At 65.7% G+C, this 13,779-nt stretch carries 24 protein-coding genes; 9 read left to right on the top strand and 15 right to left on the bottom strand.

The window, feature by feature from the left end; translation table 11 throughout:
• Positions 1–189: 189 nt before the first annotated feature.
• The 6 genes from AB0876_RS16855 to AB0876_RS16830 are packed head-to-tail and all read right to left on the bottom strand — an operon-like array spanning position 190 to position 3,884.
• The gene (locus AB0876_RS16855) at positions 190–528 is read right to left on the bottom strand and encodes a hypothetical protein (RefSeq protein WP_491838159.1); all 339 of its coding nucleotides are present in this window, start codon (positions 526–528) and stop codon (positions 190–192) included.
• Complete coding sequence (locus tag AB0876_RS16850; RefSeq protein ID WP_491838160.1) at positions 515–880, bottom strand: PRC-barrel domain-containing protein; 366 nt, start codon at positions 878–880, stop codon at positions 515–517. Before AB0876_RS16850 ends, AB0876_RS16855 begins: the two co-directional genes overlap by 14 nt.
• Positions 877–2,106 (bottom strand): Nramp family divalent metal transporter, encoded by a 1,230-nt coding sequence (locus AB0876_RS16845; RefSeq protein ID WP_491838161.1) that lies wholly within the window; start codon positions 2,104–2,106, stop codon positions 877–879. Before AB0876_RS16845 ends, AB0876_RS16850 begins: the two co-directional genes overlap by 4 nt.
• Positions 2,106–2,579 (bottom strand): hypothetical protein, encoded by a 474-nt coding sequence (locus tag AB0876_RS16840; protein ID WP_491838162.1) that lies wholly within the window; start codon positions 2,577–2,579, stop codon positions 2,106–2,108. Before AB0876_RS16840 ends, AB0876_RS16845 begins: the two co-directional genes overlap by 1 nt.
• A gap of 12 nt (positions 2,580–2,591) precedes the next feature.
• Positions 2,592–2,816: a hypothetical protein gene (locus AB0876_RS16835; RefSeq protein ID WP_491838163.1), complete on the bottom strand. Its 225-nt coding sequence runs from the start codon at positions 2,814–2,816 to the stop codon at positions 2,592–2,594.
• A 48-nt stretch (positions 2,817–2,864) separates the two neighbouring features.
• Positions 2,865–3,884: a DNA topoisomerase IB gene (locus AB0876_RS16830; protein ID WP_491838164.1), complete on the bottom strand. Its 1,020-nt coding sequence runs from the start codon at positions 3,882–3,884 to the stop codon at positions 2,865–2,867.
• A 160-nt stretch (positions 3,885–4,044) separates the two neighbouring features.
• Here AB0876_RS16830 and AB0876_RS16825 point away from each other — a divergent pair, with 160 nt between their 5' ends.
• Complete coding sequence (locus AB0876_RS16825; protein WP_491838165.1) at positions 4,045–4,449, top strand: anti-sigma factor; 405 nt, start codon at positions 4,045–4,047, stop codon at positions 4,447–4,449.
• On the opposite strand, the gene AB0876_RS16820 is transcribed toward AB0876_RS16825, so the two are convergent.
• The 4 genes from AB0876_RS16820 to AB0876_RS16805 form a co-directional block, all read right to left on the bottom strand.
• Complete coding sequence (locus tag AB0876_RS16820) at positions 4,443–4,871, bottom strand: STAS domain-containing protein (protein ID WP_491838166.1); 429 nt, start codon at positions 4,869–4,871, stop codon at positions 4,443–4,445. The two genes, AB0876_RS16825 and AB0876_RS16820, sit on opposite strands and share 7 nt — an antisense overlap.
• A gap of 339 nt (positions 4,872–5,210) precedes the next feature.
• Positions 5,211–5,837 (bottom strand): maleylpyruvate isomerase family mycothiol-dependent enzyme, encoded by a 627-nt coding sequence (locus AB0876_RS16815; RefSeq protein WP_526042433.1) that lies wholly within the window; start codon positions 5,835–5,837, stop codon positions 5,211–5,213.
• Positions 5,834–6,322 carry an SRPBCC family protein gene (locus AB0876_RS16810; RefSeq protein ID WP_491838168.1) on the bottom strand — a complete coding sequence of 163 codons (489 nt, stop codon included), beginning with the start codon at positions 6,320–6,322 and terminating at the stop codon, positions 5,834–5,836. The genes AB0876_RS16815 and AB0876_RS16810 overlap by 4 nt, the downstream gene beginning before the upstream one ends.
• A complete protein-coding gene (locus AB0876_RS16805; protein WP_491838169.1) occupies positions 6,319–6,639 on the bottom strand; it encodes an ArsR/SmtB family transcription factor in 321 nt (106 codons plus the stop codon). Before AB0876_RS16805 ends, AB0876_RS16810 begins: the two co-directional genes overlap by 4 nt.
• 86 nt (positions 6,640–6,725) lie before the next feature.
• Between AB0876_RS16805 and AB0876_RS16800 the strand changes: the two genes are divergently transcribed.
• The 4 genes from AB0876_RS16800 (at position 6,726) to usfY (ending at position 7,907) form a co-directional block, all read left to right on the top strand.
• Complete coding sequence (locus AB0876_RS16800) at positions 6,726–6,959, top strand: hypothetical protein (RefSeq protein ID WP_064928857.1); 234 nt, start codon at positions 6,726–6,728, stop codon at positions 6,957–6,959.
• A gap of 7 nt (positions 6,960–6,966) precedes the next feature.
• Positions 6,967–7,122: a hypothetical protein gene (locus tag AB0876_RS16795; protein ID WP_088304566.1), complete on the top strand. Its 156-nt coding sequence runs from the start codon at positions 6,967–6,969 to the stop codon at positions 7,120–7,122.
• 17 nt (positions 7,123–7,139) lie between these two features.
• Complete coding sequence (locus AB0876_RS16790) at positions 7,140–7,397, top strand: DUF7218 family protein (protein WP_491838170.1); 258 nt, start codon at positions 7,140–7,142, stop codon at positions 7,395–7,397.
• A gap of 201 nt (positions 7,398–7,598) precedes the next feature.
• A complete protein-coding gene (gene usfY, locus AB0876_RS16785; protein WP_055111866.1) occupies positions 7,599–7,907 on the top strand; it encodes a protein UsfY in 309 nt (102 codons plus the stop codon).
• A gap of 62 nt (positions 7,908–7,969) precedes the next feature.
• Here usfY and AB0876_RS16780 read toward each other — a convergent pair whose 3' ends face one another.
• Positions 7,970–8,314, bottom strand: coding sequence for a hypothetical protein (locus AB0876_RS16780; protein WP_491838171.1), 345 nt, complete (start codon positions 8,312–8,314; stop codon positions 7,970–7,972).
• Positions 8,315–8,364: 50 nt separating this feature from the next.
• On the opposite strand from AB0876_RS16780, the gene AB0876_RS16775 reads away from it, so the two are divergent.
• Positions 8,365–9,351 carry an LLM class F420-dependent oxidoreductase gene (locus AB0876_RS16775; RefSeq protein WP_491838172.1) on the top strand — a complete coding sequence of 329 codons (987 nt, stop codon included), beginning with the start codon at positions 8,365–8,367 and terminating at the stop codon, positions 9,349–9,351.
• Here the strand turns inward: AB0876_RS16775 and AB0876_RS16770 are convergent.
• Positions 9,319–9,864, bottom strand: a complete 546-nt coding sequence (locus AB0876_RS16770; RefSeq protein WP_491838173.1) for a DUF6328 family protein — start codon at positions 9,862–9,864, stop codon at positions 9,319–9,321. The two genes, AB0876_RS16775 and AB0876_RS16770, sit on opposite strands and share 33 nt — an antisense overlap.
• Before the next feature lie 216 nt (positions 9,865–10,080).
• Between AB0876_RS16770 and AB0876_RS16765 the strand changes: the two genes are divergently transcribed.
• Complete coding sequence (locus tag AB0876_RS16765; RefSeq protein ID WP_491838174.1) at positions 10,081–10,515, top strand: ATP-binding protein; 435 nt, start codon at positions 10,081–10,083, stop codon at positions 10,513–10,515.
• Positions 10,516–10,541: 26 nt separating this feature from the next.
• Positions 10,542–11,264, top strand: a complete 723-nt coding sequence (locus AB0876_RS16760) for an RNA polymerase sigma factor SigF (protein ID WP_491839296.1) — start codon at positions 10,542–10,544, stop codon at positions 11,262–11,264.
• On the opposite strand, the gene AB0876_RS16755 is transcribed toward AB0876_RS16760, so the two are convergent.
• Positions 11,235–11,657, bottom strand: a complete 423-nt coding sequence (locus AB0876_RS16755) for an STAS domain-containing protein (protein ID WP_491838175.1) — start codon at positions 11,655–11,657, stop codon at positions 11,235–11,237. The genes AB0876_RS16760 and AB0876_RS16755 overlap by 30 nt on opposite strands.
• 196 nt (positions 11,658–11,853) lie before the next feature.
• Here AB0876_RS16755 and AB0876_RS16750 point away from each other — a divergent pair, with 196 nt between their 5' ends.
• The gene (locus AB0876_RS16750) at positions 11,854–12,402 is read left to right on the top strand and encodes a nucleotidyltransferase family protein (protein WP_526042432.1); all 549 of its coding nucleotides are present in this window, start codon (positions 11,854–11,856) and stop codon (positions 12,400–12,402) included.
• Between the two features lie 3 nt (positions 12,403–12,405).
• Here the strand turns inward: AB0876_RS16750 and AB0876_RS16745 are convergent, their stop codons facing one another.
• Together AB0876_RS16745 and AB0876_RS16740 are read right to left on the bottom strand one after the other, a co-directional pair.
• On the bottom strand, positions 12,406–13,392 hold the full coding sequence (locus AB0876_RS16745) for a malate dehydrogenase (protein ID WP_491838177.1): 987 nt from the start codon (positions 13,390–13,392) through the stop codon (positions 12,406–12,408).
• Positions 13,389–13,721 carry a hypothetical protein gene (locus AB0876_RS16740; protein ID WP_409549560.1) on the bottom strand — a complete coding sequence of 111 codons (333 nt, stop codon included), beginning with the start codon at positions 13,719–13,721 and terminating at the stop codon, positions 13,389–13,391. The genes AB0876_RS16745 and AB0876_RS16740 overlap by 4 nt, the downstream gene beginning before the upstream one ends.
• Between the last annotated feature and the right edge of the window lie 58 nt (positions 13,722–13,779).

The raw sequence follows: 13,779 nt of genomic DNA, 5'->3' as shown, positions 1-13,779 counted from the left end.
CCGGCCCGTCGGTTTGTTGGGGTACCGGGCGGGGTATACCGCAACTTGTTGGAGTCGAGGTGAGAAACATGGCCGGACCAGCACCGTCCGTTTTCGAGCGGATCGCCGATGTCATCGAGCGCGAGCAGCGGCAGGCTCTCAGTGAGTACGCCCTCACCGAATTGCTGTGGCACTGCCACGGTGACGGGGTCACTGAGTCGGCAGGGCCGGCGAACGTCGGCTGTAGCCGACACGCAGCGTGACGTGGTCGGACCCGATCCGGGCCACGTCTTCCCATGCCGCCAGAAAGGTGCCTCGATGGCGCCATGCGGCGATGGTTGCGATGAGGGCCGGGGCGTTGATGCCCGTACGTTCGTAACCCAGGTACGACGAGCGAGTACGGGGGCTCACGACCAGGCCGGCCAGTTCTGGGCGGCCTGGTCGCTCCCCGCTATGGTCTGCGATCTTGAGCCGGACATCGATGACGGTACCGACGGGGTGGTGGCCGGCATCCAGCACGCGGAGCCCCAGCAGGTTACTCAGCTGCATGACGCCCTCCCGGGATGCGGGCGACGATGTGATCGCGCAACCAGCGCTCTACCCAATCGGTGTCCGACGGCAGTTCGGAGTCCGTCAGTTGCACGGTCACGGCGACCGAAGCGACCTGCTGCCACGGAATTTCGTGCAGCATCGACCGCGGTGGCGCGCCGCCGAGGATCCGGGTCATCACCACCTGACCGGACAGGATCGCGCTGACGTATGGTGCCGGGCTGCCCGGTTCGATATCCACATCGGCCTCGATGCCGTCGAGTTCGAGGTCGTCGACGATGCCGACCGGGGCGCCGTCGTCGTCGAGTATCTGCCGGTCCAACAGGTGCAGGCGCGCGTCGACGATTCTCACTGGCCTGCCCCGGTCACGATCATCAGCGGAATGGCCGCCAGCGAGGCCGCCACGATTATCACCAGGTACACGGACCCGAACATGTTGAGCAACCTTCCATTGGTCTTGTCGCCCATGTATTCCGGATCGTTGGCCACGATCAGGATGGGCAGGTAGGTCAGGGGGAGTGCGATAGCCGAGAACACGACCGAGTACTCGGTGACCATGACCGGGTCGACGCCGGTGAACAGAACGGCGGCACCGACGACGATGCTCACGAACATCACCACGTGGAAGCGGGATGCCTCGGCCGGACGGCGGAACTTGCCCCACGGCCACCCCAAGAACTGCGCCAAGGTGTAGCCGCTGGACAGTGTGGTCTCAAGGGCCGCGCCGAATGTGGCCGCCACGATGCCGATGATCGCGAACGCCAGGGCCAGCTTGCCGCCGGCCTCGATAACCGGCATCACCACTTGAGACAGCGACGTCACCTCGATCTGATTCGGCAGGAGAACCAACGTCGCACAGGCGGCAATGGCGACCGACAGGATGCCGCCGAGCGGGAACCCGACCAGGACGTTGAGGCGTGAGACCCCGAGATCTTTTGTCTTCCAATGCTCTTCTACGGCACCGGAGGAGAAGAAGAACACCTCGTACGGCGTCATTGCCGCGCCGAACAGTGCGATCGCGTAGTACCAGTACGTCGCGGAGGACTCGGATTCCGGGATCACCGGTTGCGCGACCTGATGGGCGAGCTCGCCCCAATGCGGTTGCAGGGCAAAGACGGCGACGGCGAACACGATCAGGCACAGGCCCGCCAGACCGGCGGTGTTCTCCATGACCGAGAACTTGACCCGCCAGACCACCAGCCACACCGCCACGGCTGCCACCGGTATCCACAGCATCCGTCCGACGTCGGTGGCAAGTTGCAGGGCCAGTGCCACACCACCGATCTCGGCGGTCAGCGTCATCAGGTTGATCAGAAACGATGCGCTCAGGTTGGCCGCGGCGGTGCGCGGGCCCAGGCGTTCCCGGATGATCTCGAACGTGGCTCGCCCGCTGACCGCGGCGACCCGGCCCGCCATCTGGGCGAACAAGCAGATGCCGACCACGCCCACGAGCACAACCCAGACGAGTGCGAGACCGAACCGCGAACCGACCACGGCGTTGGTCACCAGGTCGCCGATGTCGAGGAACCCACCGATCGCGGTCAGGATCCCCAGCGCTACCGCGAAGAACTTCTTCATCAGCGGTAGCCGGCTTCCAGCGCGGCGGCCGATGTCAGGAGTTGGGTGCGCAGTACGGTCAAGTCGGGTTCGGTGGCGATCTCGCGGACCCGCGCGGATGCGGCATTGAGTTGACCGATCATGGTCGTCATGGCTTCGGTGAGCATTCTCTGGCGGTCGAGATCGACCGGATAACTGGCTTTGAGGTCGGCAATTCCCTTGTAGGCCTTGGCGATCTCGTCACGCGCATCGGAGATCTGAACGCTCACCAGTTGCGGTGTGGACCGGTCACGTGTCCGGAGGTCGAGCGCGTATGCCCCGCTGCGGGCGGCGGCCACCGACTCTTCCATCGCCTGGGCGAGCTGGCCCGACATGCCGTCGCGGTTGGCCGGGCAGCAGGTCAGCAACAGACCCAGGGAGACCACCAGCAGGGCGGCAAGTAGCGCCGCCCGTACTCGTCGCGGTTTGTCTTCGGGGTCACCTTCTCCGGCCATGACGCCCTACCCTCACCCGGGCAGCGTCTCGCCGTCTTCGCGGTCGAACTCGTCGCGACCCGCGTCGTCGGCGACCACCTCGCGTTGTTCCTGCCAGTCAGGTTCTGTCGCCTCCAGCGGTGGGCTGTCCACATCGGAGACCGGGGCTTCGGCGTCGGGCACCGAGTCGGTCTGCTCGCGTTGCTGCTCGAGTGCATCGGCAACGGGCACCTCGTCGGGCACGTCTTCGCGGGTCATGCGGCCCGAATACCCCGTGGCCGTTTGATCAAACGCTCCAGGGTTCGGTCATGCCCGTCGGGCCACCTTTCGGATCAACCGGGCTGTACTGCGATCCAGGATCTCCTGGCGTCTGTCGCTGTTCCGTGTGCGGGTAGCGCGGCGGAATCCGGCTGCGATCGTCAATCCGTCCCGATATGCGTCGACCACCCGCGGGTCGACGTAGGCGCTACGGGCCACCGCCGGGGTGTTGCCGAGAGCCTCGGAGACTTCGCGCATTACCGCGGATTCGACGCGTTTGATCACCTTGTCGTCGACCGGCGGATCCGCGTCGACGAACGCCTCGGCCGCCAGCACTGTGCCGTGCCACGTTCGCAGGTCCTTCACGGTGTACTCGTCACCGACCATCTCTTTGAACCGCACATTGAGGTCGTCGGCGTGGACCTCGGTCCATTCCGACGAGTTGCGGTATGCCAGTAGGCGATCGTCATTGCCACGAGCCCGCTGCAGCGACCGCACCGCCCGTACCACCGCTGGATCTTCCACCACCAGCGCGCGGCGCACGCCGCTCTTGGCCGGATAGTCGAATCCGACTGCATCCGGCCGCAGGGTGATGTGTTCACGCAGCAGCGTCGCGATGCCGAACGAATTATTCTCCTGGGCGTACTGATCGCCGCCGGCCCGGAAGTATCCGAGGTCCAACAAGCGAAGGCCAAGTGCCAGTACGCGATCGCGGGTCAGCCCGCGTCGACGCAGATCAGTTGCGATGTCGGTGCGCCAGTCAGTCAGCCCGGCCGACAACTCCAGCACCCGGTCGAATTTCTCCTCGCTGCGCTCCTGCTGCCATTGAGAGTGATAGAGGTACTGCCGCCGTCCCGCGACGTCGGTGCCGACGGCCTGGATGTGTCCGTTGGGGTAGGGACATATCCAGACTTTCTTCCAAGCCGGCGGAATGACCAGATCCTCGATGCGCTTCAGCGTCGCCGGATCAGTGACAGCAGCGCCCTCGTCGTCGCGGTAACCGAATCCACGGCCACGACGTACCCGGCGGAGCCCCGGATCGCCGATGACGCTTCGACGTAGCCTCATCGGGTCCGCCCCTTTGGTTTAGCGACTGGAACGCCGCGGGTACGCGACAGGTATGTCATCTGAGCGGGTACCGGGACCTCGGCTCACTGTGCTGCACGGTCGGCGGATACCCCACGGGGGATCTGGCCACACCAGCGGGCCGCGAGCCGTGGAACTCAGGGTGCCTGCCAGAGTCGAGGCGCTGGCCGTGGTGAGAGCGATGACGTGCTGTCTGGCCGACTATGAAGACCTCAGCAGCGATACAGCGGATGATCTGGCGCTGGCGGTTGATGAAGCGTGCACAGTGCTGATCGGCATCGCCTCGCCAGGGGCTTACCTGGTACTGGTGCAAGACCCCCGCCCCCACGAACTCAACGTCCGCGTGTCGACGGACTGTGCCCTTGCCGACAACGCCCCTGGCAGTGCCGTCTTGAGCGGCTTCAGCCGCCGGGTATTGGAAGCGCTCACCGATCGCGTGGACAGCTTTGTCGACGATGCCGATTTCGAGCGCACCGGCAGTCCCGAGCCGACGCTGGGCATCTCGCTGACCATCCGGCGGCAGGGGACCTCGGCGCGACGTCAGTGATGCACGTTCACCAATTGAAGCTGCCGTGGCTGATCGCGCAGCATCGACAGGGCGGCCGGAAGCTCGTTGGAGACCGGCAACGCGCAGGCGGGATCGCAGATCCCCAATACCCGGGAAACAGCGGTGCTGGGGATCAGGACCCAGTCGATGCCCTCGCAGGCGCACCGCACGTTGAGGGTGTGTAGGCAGGCGAAGCACCCTGCGCCGAAGAACTCGACTTCGCTCAGGTCCAGGACCAGCTGTCCGCGCGGCCTGCTGTTCCGGATTCCGCATTCGGTCAGCTCGGTGGCGTTGGACGCGTCCAACTCGCCTTGGACGCTGATTACTGACGTCGCCGGCCAGAGCCATTGCGCATAGAACTGCGCGCGGCTGTGGTCGGTGGAAGACGTTTTTGCCGGCTTCGCGGCGTTGATGGTGGACATCGTGACTCCCTCAGTAGCAATTACTGTGGTCACGTCACTGTTCAGGCTCTGTAGGCTCAAAACCCCTGGATACAGGGAGTATCACTACCCTGCACCCGATGACGATTCCGGGGCGGCTGTGAACTCAACCTGCATAGGACTCTACGCGCCCTCGTGGGCTCGAACAATCAATCTCGGTGCGTCATTCGTCCCTCCCGTCCCGTCGGCCACATTAGTCACACCGCCGGCACGCGCGGGTGGCAGTGGGCCGGCCTCGTGGGATGTCCGCCACGACGCCGGCTGAGGGTCAAACCGCTACGGGCAAGGTGTATTTCGATGGTGCTGTGCGCCGTCGCGCCGTCAGAGTCGGCTTAGCAGGGTTGCCACGCCGGGGCCCGTGAGTTCTTCGGCGGCTTGCCTGCGGCCGGTCATGGCCAGCAGCAGTGCCTCGCCGTGGCCGGTGACTTCTGGGCCGTCGCCGTGTACCCATTCGATGTCGTCGGCCCGCAACCGGAGTTCTCTGATCCGCCGGCCGGCTCCCAGTCGCGGGTTACCCGGCACCAAGGGCAGGATTCGTTGCAACCGCTGCGCGGGCACCACTCGGGGGCGGCCGAGTGCGCGGCGGATGTCCTGGTGATGGACGGTGCCGTCGACCAGGCCGATCATGCCGCCGAATCCGGCGGTCAGGCCATGCGGTCGCAGATGTCGGTAAAGAAACGCGAGCAGTTCGTCGGTGGACATCGCCGCGTACTCTGCGACACCGATCTCGTTGGCACGCACGATCCGTCCCTTTGCGAAGCGTTTGAGCAACCCTGCGATGTTCAGTTCGTCATAACTGATGACATGCGCGACAACGTCTTTCACGGTCCATCCGGCGCACAGTGACTCGGTCCCCCATTGTTCGGGAGTCAAGGTGGCCAGGAAGTCGGCGAGATCGGTTCGCTCGGCGCAGGCCAGGTCCATGAGCGACGGTTCGTCGGTGCTCATCGTGATGCCTCCTGTGTGACCACGTCGAGAAAGCGCCCCAGGTACAGCGGCCATCCGGCGTCGCCGCCGACCCCGCCGGCCACCGCCTGCCAGTCGTCGCCATGGCGCTCGAGATGTCGGTGTTCCAACTCGACCCGCGTGCGATCGTCGCCTTCGGCGATGAACCGGACTTCCACCTCGCTCGTCCGATCCAGGTCGGATTCGATGCGCCACGTCGGTCCGATGTCCCAGGAGAAGACGATGCGGGTGGGCGGTTCGTAGACCAGGACCCGCGCCCACTCACATCGGCTGCCGTCGGTCCCGACGTCGTAGATCCTGCCGCCGACGTAGGGTTCGAAGACGGTCTGCGCGATCGGAACCGAGAGCAGATTGTGTTCGCGGGGCTTGATCGCATCGAATCGATCGACGAACAGTGCGAACGCCCGTTCCACTGCTGCGCCGACGACGACACTCTTGCGGATGGGCTCGACCTTTGCGGGTGTCACTTCGACTCTCCCTCCTGCTCGACGATGTTCCGGTAGGCGTCCAGCGCCTGGCCCCAGAAGGCGTCCAACTCGGCACGCAGGGCCGCGACGCCCTCGGGATTGACGTGGTACAGACGCCGGGTTCCGACTGCCCGATCGGTCACCAGCCCAGCGCATTTCAGAACCTTCAGATGCTGTGAGACCGCCGGCCGGCTGATCGGGAGGTCGCGGGCCAACTCGCCCACTGCTATCGGCCCCGAAGCCAACCTCCTGACGATGGCTCGCCGTGTGCCGTCGGCCAGGGCGGCCCACGGATCTGCCAGTGGGTAAGTGGTCACGAACGGTAAGTCTATGCTTACCAATGCGCGTGATCGACCGGTTTGCCCAAGTTTGACCCGCGCGTCAGCGGGGTACTTCGCATGTCATGAGACTTGGTGGATTGTTTGGAACACTCGTGCTCATCTGGCTGATCATCGGCGTGGTGGCAGCCTGGCAGCGCGATTATTTCCATGGTGGATCAACGAACTGCGCGACTGCGGGCGCGATAGCGCTCACGGTCATCGCCGGTCCGCTCAACTACGCGGGCGTCAATCCGAAGGTGGACGAGTGCCGTTTGCCCCAACCCAGCGCGATGGCCTCCATCGCCGCCGTGAATTGAGGTCACCATGATTCTGCTCGGAGCGATTCTGCTCATCCTCGGTCTGATCTTCAACATCTACCTGCTCTGGGTGGTCGGCGTGATCCTGCTGGTCATCGGCGGCGTGTTCTGGCTGCTCGGGGCCATCGGACGGCCGGTTGCCGGGCGGCGAAGCTGGTACTGAGAAAAGGAAGGTGCACGATGCCGAATCCGTCGATCAAGGACGAGAAGCTCTACGAGGAGCTGCGAGACGAGGGCAACTCGAAGGAGAAGGCGGCGCGGATCTCGAACGCCGCTGCCGCCAAGGGGCGTTCGAGTGTCGGACGCGCCGGAGGCGAGTCCGGTTCCTATGACGACTGGACGGTCGATCATCTGCGACAGCGGGCCAAAGAGCTTGGTATCAAAGGGTATTCCGACAAGAACAAGCATCAGCTGATCGGGATGCTCCGCAATCACTGAGCTGGCTGACTGAGGAACGGCCCGGCCGACGGCGCAACCGTCGCGGCCGGGCCGTCTTCGCAGCTCAAGGCGTTCTCGGGCGGTAGGCGGGCCGGCGGGAGGCGATCATGCCGGTTTTGTCGCCAGAGACGCCTAGGAGATCTACCGTGGAAGGCAGCCCATGTACGGCAGGTGGGGCGAGAAATGGCGGAAGGAGCAGCCATGCATGGCCCAAAAGATCCAGTTGACCACGCCCGGACAACCCGGCCGCATGCCGGCGAGTCGATGAAGGACAACGTCATCATGCCCGCGCTGGTACTGATCCTCGTGGGGTTGGTCCTGTTTGTCGGCACCCTGGCGGCGTTCGCCACCGGCCATTCCGATGTCGGACTGATGGTGGGCACCTTGTCTGCCGCCGGGTTTGTCATCGGATCGATGTGGCTGGCGCTCGAGCACATGCGGGTGCGTCGCATCGAGGACCGCTGGTACACCGACCATCCCGGCGTGATGAGGCAGCGGCCCAGCAGCTGAGCCCTGTGACGACCGTCCCGGCCGCTGTGCGGCCGGGTCCCTGTCTTGCGATGCGCTATGGCTCAGAATGTGAGTGCCAGTACCGCGAAATCGATTGCCAAAAGTGCTAATCCGATGAGGGGGACCAGAACGCCGTACCGGAGCCGCGAGGTGAATATCGATATGGCGATCGTGACCACGGGCACCACCGGCGCGCCGTAGAACAGGATCCCGAACCAGAATTCGCCCGGGCCCTTGTTCGCGCACGCCTCGTTGGTGCAGCCGGCCATGCCCATCACCGCACCCATGCCGTACAGGAACACCGCGATGGCCGCCGGCACCGTCAACAGGGCCAGTACCCATGTCGTCGAGATCCGAAGTCGGCGATTGCCGGTGTCCTGTGTCTGCACAGTCTGTGATTCGGTCATGGGCTTCGCATACCCAGTTTCATGAACTTCTGCACGGGTATTCGTGCGGCATGGCCAGATTCGGATACACCTTGATGACCGAGCAGAGCGGCCCACGACAGCTGGTCGATTACGCGGTATCGGCAGAGCGGGCGGGCTTCGACTTCGAGGTGAGCAGTGACCACTACAGCCCGTGGCTGTCCAGTCAGGGCCACGCCCCGAATGCCTGGCCGGTGTTGGGCGCGGTGGCCCACGCGACGAATACCGTGCAGCTGTATTCGTATGTGACCTGTCCGACGATCAGATATCACCCGGCGATAGTCGCCCAGCAGGCAGCCACCGTGCAGATCCTGGCCGACGGCCGGTTCACCCTCGGTCTCGGCAGCGGGGAGAACCTCAACGAACACGTGGTGGGGAAGGGATGGCCCACCGTGGACCGTCGCCTCGACATGCTCGCCGAGGCGATCAAGCTGATTCGTGAACTCCTCGGCGGGGACCTGATCGATTTCCGGGGAGAGTTCTACGAGGTGGACTCCGCGCGGATCTGGGATGTGCCGGAAGTGCCGGTGACCATCGCCGTCTCGATGACGGGTGAGAAAGCACTCGAGAAGCTTGCCGTGGCCGCCGATCACCTGATCAACGTCGCACCCGACCGGGAGATCGTCGAAGGGTGGCAGGAGCGCCGTCAGGCCACCGGCGTACTGCCCGAGGGACGCGTGATCGGACAGGTACCGGTGTGCTGGGATCCTGACCGGGCCGCGGCGGTGGAGCGCGCCCATGACCAGTTCCGCTGGTTCGGCGGTGGCTGGGCGGTCAACGCCGACCTGCCGACTCCGGCGGGATTCGCGGCGGCAACCCGGTTCGTGCGTCCCGAGGACGTGGCCGGTGCCATCCCGTGCGGACCGGACCTGGACGCGATCGTCGCCGCCGTGGCCCCCTACCGCGACGCGGGGTTCACCGATATCGCCCTGGTCCAGATCGGTGATGAGGGACAGCAGCGCTTTCTCGACGAGGCGGCGCGGCCGCTATTGGCTGCGCTGCGCGCCGAACTCGACTGAGGGTCCGGCCGACATCGGATGACCCAGCCGCATCGCAAACGGCAGCAGCAGCCAGACTCCGACGAACGTCAGCAGGGCGACGACCCCGGCGATCACTCCGGCCTCGCGCCCGGCAACCGTGTCGAAGATCAACTCGGTCACCCCGGTCATCGCGAGCCCGAGCAACACCAGCCCGATGAATGCGCACCTGTGCGCGGCGGACACCAGCAGGTTCAACCGGTGCCTGCGGAACAGGATGCGATGCATCCCCACCGGGGCGACGAGCAGCGCGGTGGCGGCGGCCGAACATGCGACCGTCACGAGATAGACGACCCGCATGGGCTCGTCGAGCATCGGGAATCGTTCCTGGAACGGCAGAGTCAGCAGCAGGCCGGTGAGCAGCTGGACACCGGTCTGAACGACCCGCAGTTCCTGCAGCAGGCTGCTCCAGTTACGGTCAAGCCGTTCGGCTTCCGTTTCATGCCGGGCGGTCTGGTCCCAGCGCTGATCCAGCTCGGGACGGTCCGGATCCATACGTTCGATAATCCCACGTTTGTCAGAGGTTTCAGGTCGCGCCGCGATGGGCATCCCTGGCCGGAGGTTCCACGCGGGGCCGCGTGAGGGTGCAGGAAAGGAACAGCAGTGTCGAAGTCGAGACCGACATCGCGACGCGTTGTGGTCAGCAGAGCCGACTCGTGAGGGGCGGGTCCCCACCTGGGATACTGTCGATCCGAGATGTCGGGAGGTGAGATGGCCGACGAACAAGGCCAACCCAAGCCGCTGAACCGCGCGGAGCGGTCAGTGGAGATTCGGGTCGCTGCCAGGCTGGAGAACCTGGCTGTAGTACGTACGCTTATCGCTGCGGTAGCAGCATTCGAAGATCTTGATTTCGACGTCGTCGCTGACCTCCGGTTGGCCGTGGACGAGGCCTGCACGGCTTTGATCCGGGCCGCGTCGCCGGATTCGACGCTGCGACTGACCGTCGACCCCCAGGAAGAATCCGTCGTCATCACCGCCTCCACGACGAGCACGGAGCCTGCCGTCGTCGAGCCCGGCAGCTTCAGTTGGCACGTATTGAGCTCCCTGTCCGATGAGGTCACCACGTTCACCGACGGTGACGGCCCCGAGGCCGGGCAGGTACACGGCATCACCTTGACGACGAGGCGAGCGAGCCTGCTGCGGTGACGTCGGAATATGCGGATGTTCGCGACATGTTTCGCGAACTCAGCGGACTGTCCGAGGACTCGCCGGCCCGTGAACGTCAACGTGAGCGGATCGTCGCGCGGTGCCTGCCCCTCGCCGACCACATCGCGCGGCGATTCGACGGCCGCGGTGAACCGCGCGAGGACCTGGTCCAGGTGGCACGGGTCGGACTGGTGAACGCGGTGAACCGGTTCGACGTCGAGGCCGGGTCAGACTTCGTGTCATTTGCAGTGCCGACGATCATGGGGGAGGTCCGACGCCACTTCCGGGACAACAGCTGGTCGGTGAAGGTGCCACGGCGGCTCAAGGAACTGCACCTGCGGCTCGGCTCGGCGACTGCGGAGTTGTCCCAGCGGCTGGGCCGTGCGCCGACGGCCTCTGAGCTCGCCGCGGAACTCGACATGGACCGCGAAGAGGTGATCGAAGGCCTGGTGGCGGGCAGCTCGTACAACACCCTTTCGATCGACAGCGGTGGCGGTGGAGACGAGGATGCGCCCGCGATCGTGGACACGCTCGGCGACCTGGACGACGGCCTGGATCAAATCGACAATCGAGAGACGTTGCGGCCGTTGCTCGCTCAACTACCTGAGCGCGAACGGACGGTACTGCTGCTGCGCTTCTTCGAATCCATGACGCAGACGCAGATCGCCGAGCGGGTCGGTGTCTCGCAGATGCACGTGTCGAGGCTGCTGGCGAAATCGCTAGCGCGACTTCGTGACCAGTTGCAGTAGCGGGGTTTTGCCGTTCAACGTGGACAGGGCCGCGGCCACGCTGTAGCACGTGTGCCAGTCCGACTCGGGGTCGCAGATGCGGAGCAGTCGGTTTACCGCCTTGCTCGGCACCAGAACCCAGTCGATATCGCTGACAGAGCAGCGCGCTTCGATGGCCTTGAGGGCGGAAAGCCCTGCGGTGCCGAAGAACTCGACCTCTGTCAAGTCGACGGCCAGCCGCTCGGACTCGTCGGCGTGTCGCAATGCGTAGTCGGCGAACTCGTTTGCGTTGGTGGCATCGATCTCGCCGTGAGCGCTGATCACCGCCGTTGACGGCGGCAGTCGGCGGGTCGAAAACCCGGCCTGCGAATTGTCGGTCCGGTCGATCAGTGCGTTCGTCGAAAAGACGGTCATTCTTAGCTCCATCAGTCGTAATACGCGTATTCGTACTGTTGGTGCGGCGTCAATCGACAACAACGGGAGTTCCCGCGCGTATGCCGTTGACGCCCGCTGCGGCTGTGAACTCAACCTGCCTTGGACCCTACCGCGATCAAGGTCATCGGACAATTTGTCTGAGTGGATTCTTAGAGTTCAAGGTCAGACTGTTCGCATGCCGAACGCTGACGCAGCCGTTGCCGGGGTGGTGCTGGCCGCCGGCGCGGGCAGTCGCTTCGGAATGCCGAAAGTTCTTGCTGAAGAGGGTGTTTGGCTCCAGCATGCGGTGGCCGCACTCGCCGGCGGCGGGTGCGACGACGTGATCGTGGTACTGGGCGCCGCCGTGGTGGACGTGCCTGCGCCCGCCCGCGCCGTGGTGGCCGCACGCTGGGCCGACGGCATGAGCGCGTCGGTCCGCGAAGGGCTCGCCGCCGTGGGCGACGCGGAATGGGTCATCCTGCACACCGTGGACACGCCGGACGTGGCGGACGACGTCGTTGCGCGGGTCCTGGCTGCGGCGCGCGGCTCCGGTTCCGGCCTGGCCCGCGCCATCTACCAGGGCCGTCCCGGCCACCCCGTCGTCGTGGCCCGCAGGCACCTCTCTGAGCTCACGGGCACTCTGGACGGCGACCAGGGCGCCCGGGCATTTCTCGGCGGCCGCGACAACGTCGTCGCGGTCGAATGCGGTGACCTGGCAACCGGTCTGGACATCGACGAACGCTGACCGCTACAGCAGACCCAGTCGCTCGACCGCGTGACGCTCGTCGAGCAGCTCGGCCACCGACGCGTCGATACGGGCCCGGGAGAAGTCGTTGATCTCCAGGCCCTCCACGATCTCCCATGCGCCGTCGACCGCACGCACCGGCAGCGAGGCGACCACGCCCTCAGGCACCCCGTAGACGCCGGGAGACGGCAGAGCCACCGAGGTCCAGTCGTCGGCATCGGTGCCGTCCACCCAATCCCGGACGTGGTCGATGGCGGCGTTGGCGGCCGACGCGGCCGAGGAGGTGCCACGAGCCTCGATGATCGCGGTACCGCGGGTGGCCACGGTCGGGATGAAGTCGTCGGTCAGCCAGGCGGTGTCAGCGGCGTACTCCGAACCCGGCCGCCCGGCGACCACCGCGTGAAAGATGTCGGGGTACATGCTCGGGGAATGGTTGCCCCACACAGTCACCCGGGACACGTCGGTGACGTGCACACCGGCATGGGTGGCCAGAGCCGCGACAGCGCGGTTGTGGTCGAGGCGGGTCAGCGCGGTGAATCGCTCGGACGGAATGTCGGGAGCGTGGGCCGCGGCCACCAACGCGTTGGTGTTGGCCGGGTTGCCGACCACCACGACGCGCACGTCGGCGGCGGCACCGGAGTTCAGGGCCTTGCCCGACTCGGCGAAGATCGCGGCGTTGGCCGCCAACAGGTCGGCGCGTTCCATGCCTTTACTGCGGGGCCTGGCCCCGACCAGCAGCGCAACGTCGACCCCGTCGAATGCTCGCACCGGGTCGTCGTAGATCTCGACGTCGACCAGCCCGTCGAAGGCGCTGTCGACCAGCTCCATGACCACGCCCTCGGCCGCGCGGATCGCCGCGGGCAGTTCCAGCAGGCGTAGCTTCACCGGCACGTCGCGTCCCAGCAGGGCGCCGGCACCGATGCGGAACAGCGCGGCGTAGCCGATCTGGCCTGCCGCGCCGGTGACCGTGACGACTTTGGGGGCGGTCACGTGTGCACCTCCAGCCCGAGCACCTGCGTCGCGTAGCGCCGCACGGTGTCCTCCGAGATCGCGGCGGCGTCCTCGAATCCGGGCCGGCCTCGGCTGCTCAGGAATCCGGTGACGGGATCGAGGATGACCTCCGCGAGCAGTTCGCCGGTGGTCGGTTCACAGACGGCCCACGTGTACCGGGTGTCATCGGCCCAACCGTCCGTGGCGTCGTGCACGTAGTCCAGGTCGTCCTCGCCCAGGTCGGTGAGCGCCGGCCGGTCATCGACACGGTCGTCGGCGCGCAGCCCGCGCAGATACCACTGGCCGTTGTTGATCTCCACAGGTTCCACAAGACCTCCACCCTGCTGTCACACATGCCGGCACAAATGCCGAGTGGCCACTTACAGC

This window comes from Mycobacterium sp. NPDC049093, assembly GCF_040704635.1.
Lineage (GTDB): Bacteria > Actinomycetota > Actinomycetes > Mycobacteriales > Mycobacteriaceae > Mycobacterium.
The sequence above is the reverse complement of the archived record's forward strand: the minus strand, read 5'-3'. Positions and strand labels throughout refer to the sequence as shown.

What these genes read in the sequence shown, in the direction of transcription:
- AB0876_RS16790 (WP_491838170.1), top strand. Translation starts at nt 7,140, where the DNA reads ATGCCGAATCCGTCGATCAAGGACGAGAAGCTCTACGAGGAGCTGCGA.
- AB0876_RS16815 (WP_526042433.1), bottom strand. Translation starts at nt 5,837, where the DNA reads ATGAGCACCGACGAACCGTCGCTCATGGACCTGGCCTGCGCCGAGCGA.
- AB0876_RS16835 (WP_491838163.1), bottom strand. Translation starts at nt 2,816, where the DNA reads ATGACCCGCGAAGACGTGCCCGACGAGGTGCCCGTTGCCGATGCACTC.
- AB0876_RS16830 (WP_491838164.1), bottom strand. Translation starts at nt 3,884, where the DNA reads ATGAGGCTACGTCGAAGCGTCATCGGCGATCCGGGGCTCCGCCGGGTA.
- AB0876_RS16755 (WP_491838175.1), bottom strand. Translation starts at nt 11,657, where the DNA reads ATGACCGTCTTTTCGACGAACGCACTGATCGACCGGACCGACAATTCG.
- usfY (WP_055111866.1), top strand. Translation starts at nt 7,599, where the DNA reads ATGCATGGCCCAAAAGATCCAGTTGACCACGCCCGGACAACCCGGCCG.
- AB0876_RS16795 (WP_088304566.1), top strand. Translation starts at nt 6,967, where the DNA reads ATGATTCTGCTCGGAGCGATTCTGCTCATCCTCGGTCTGATCTTCAAC.
- AB0876_RS16780 (WP_491838171.1), bottom strand. Translation starts at nt 8,314, where the DNA reads ATGACCGAATCACAGACTGTGCAGACACAGGACACCGGCAATCGCCGA.
- AB0876_RS16845 (WP_491838161.1), bottom strand. Translation starts at nt 2,106, where the DNA reads ATGAAGAAGTTCTTCGCGGTAGCGCTGGGGATCCTGACCGCGATCGGT.
- AB0876_RS16750 (WP_526042432.1), top strand. Translation starts at nt 11,854, where the DNA reads ATGCCGAACGCTGACGCAGCCGTTGCCGGGGTGGTGCTGGCCGCCGGC.
- AB0876_RS16800 (WP_064928857.1), top strand. Translation starts at nt 6,726, where the DNA reads ATGAGACTTGGTGGATTGTTTGGAACACTCGTGCTCATCTGGCTGATC.
- AB0876_RS16840 (WP_491838162.1), bottom strand. Translation starts at nt 2,579, where the DNA reads ATGGCCGGAGAAGGTGACCCCGAAGACAAACCGCGACGAGTACGGGCG.
- AB0876_RS16775 (WP_491838172.1), top strand. Translation starts at nt 8,365, where the DNA reads ATGGCCAGATTCGGATACACCTTGATGACCGAGCAGAGCGGCCCACGA.
- AB0876_RS16855 (WP_491838159.1), bottom strand. Translation starts at nt 528, where the DNA reads ATGCAGCTGAGTAACCTGCTGGGGCTCCGCGTGCTGGATGCCGGCCAC.
- AB0876_RS16765 (WP_491838174.1), top strand. Translation starts at nt 10,081, where the DNA reads ATGGCCGACGAACAAGGCCAACCCAAGCCGCTGAACCGCGCGGAGCGG.
- AB0876_RS16760 (WP_491839296.1), top strand. Translation starts at nt 10,542, where the DNA reads ATGTTTCGCGAACTCAGCGGACTGTCCGAGGACTCGCCGGCCCGTGAA.
- AB0876_RS16770 (WP_491838173.1), bottom strand. Translation starts at nt 9,864, where the DNA reads ATGGATCCGGACCGTCCCGAGCTGGATCAGCGCTGGGACCAGACCGCC.
- AB0876_RS16820 (WP_491838166.1), bottom strand. Translation starts at nt 4,871, where the DNA reads ATGTCCACCATCAACGCCGCGAAGCCGGCAAAAACGTCTTCCACCGAC.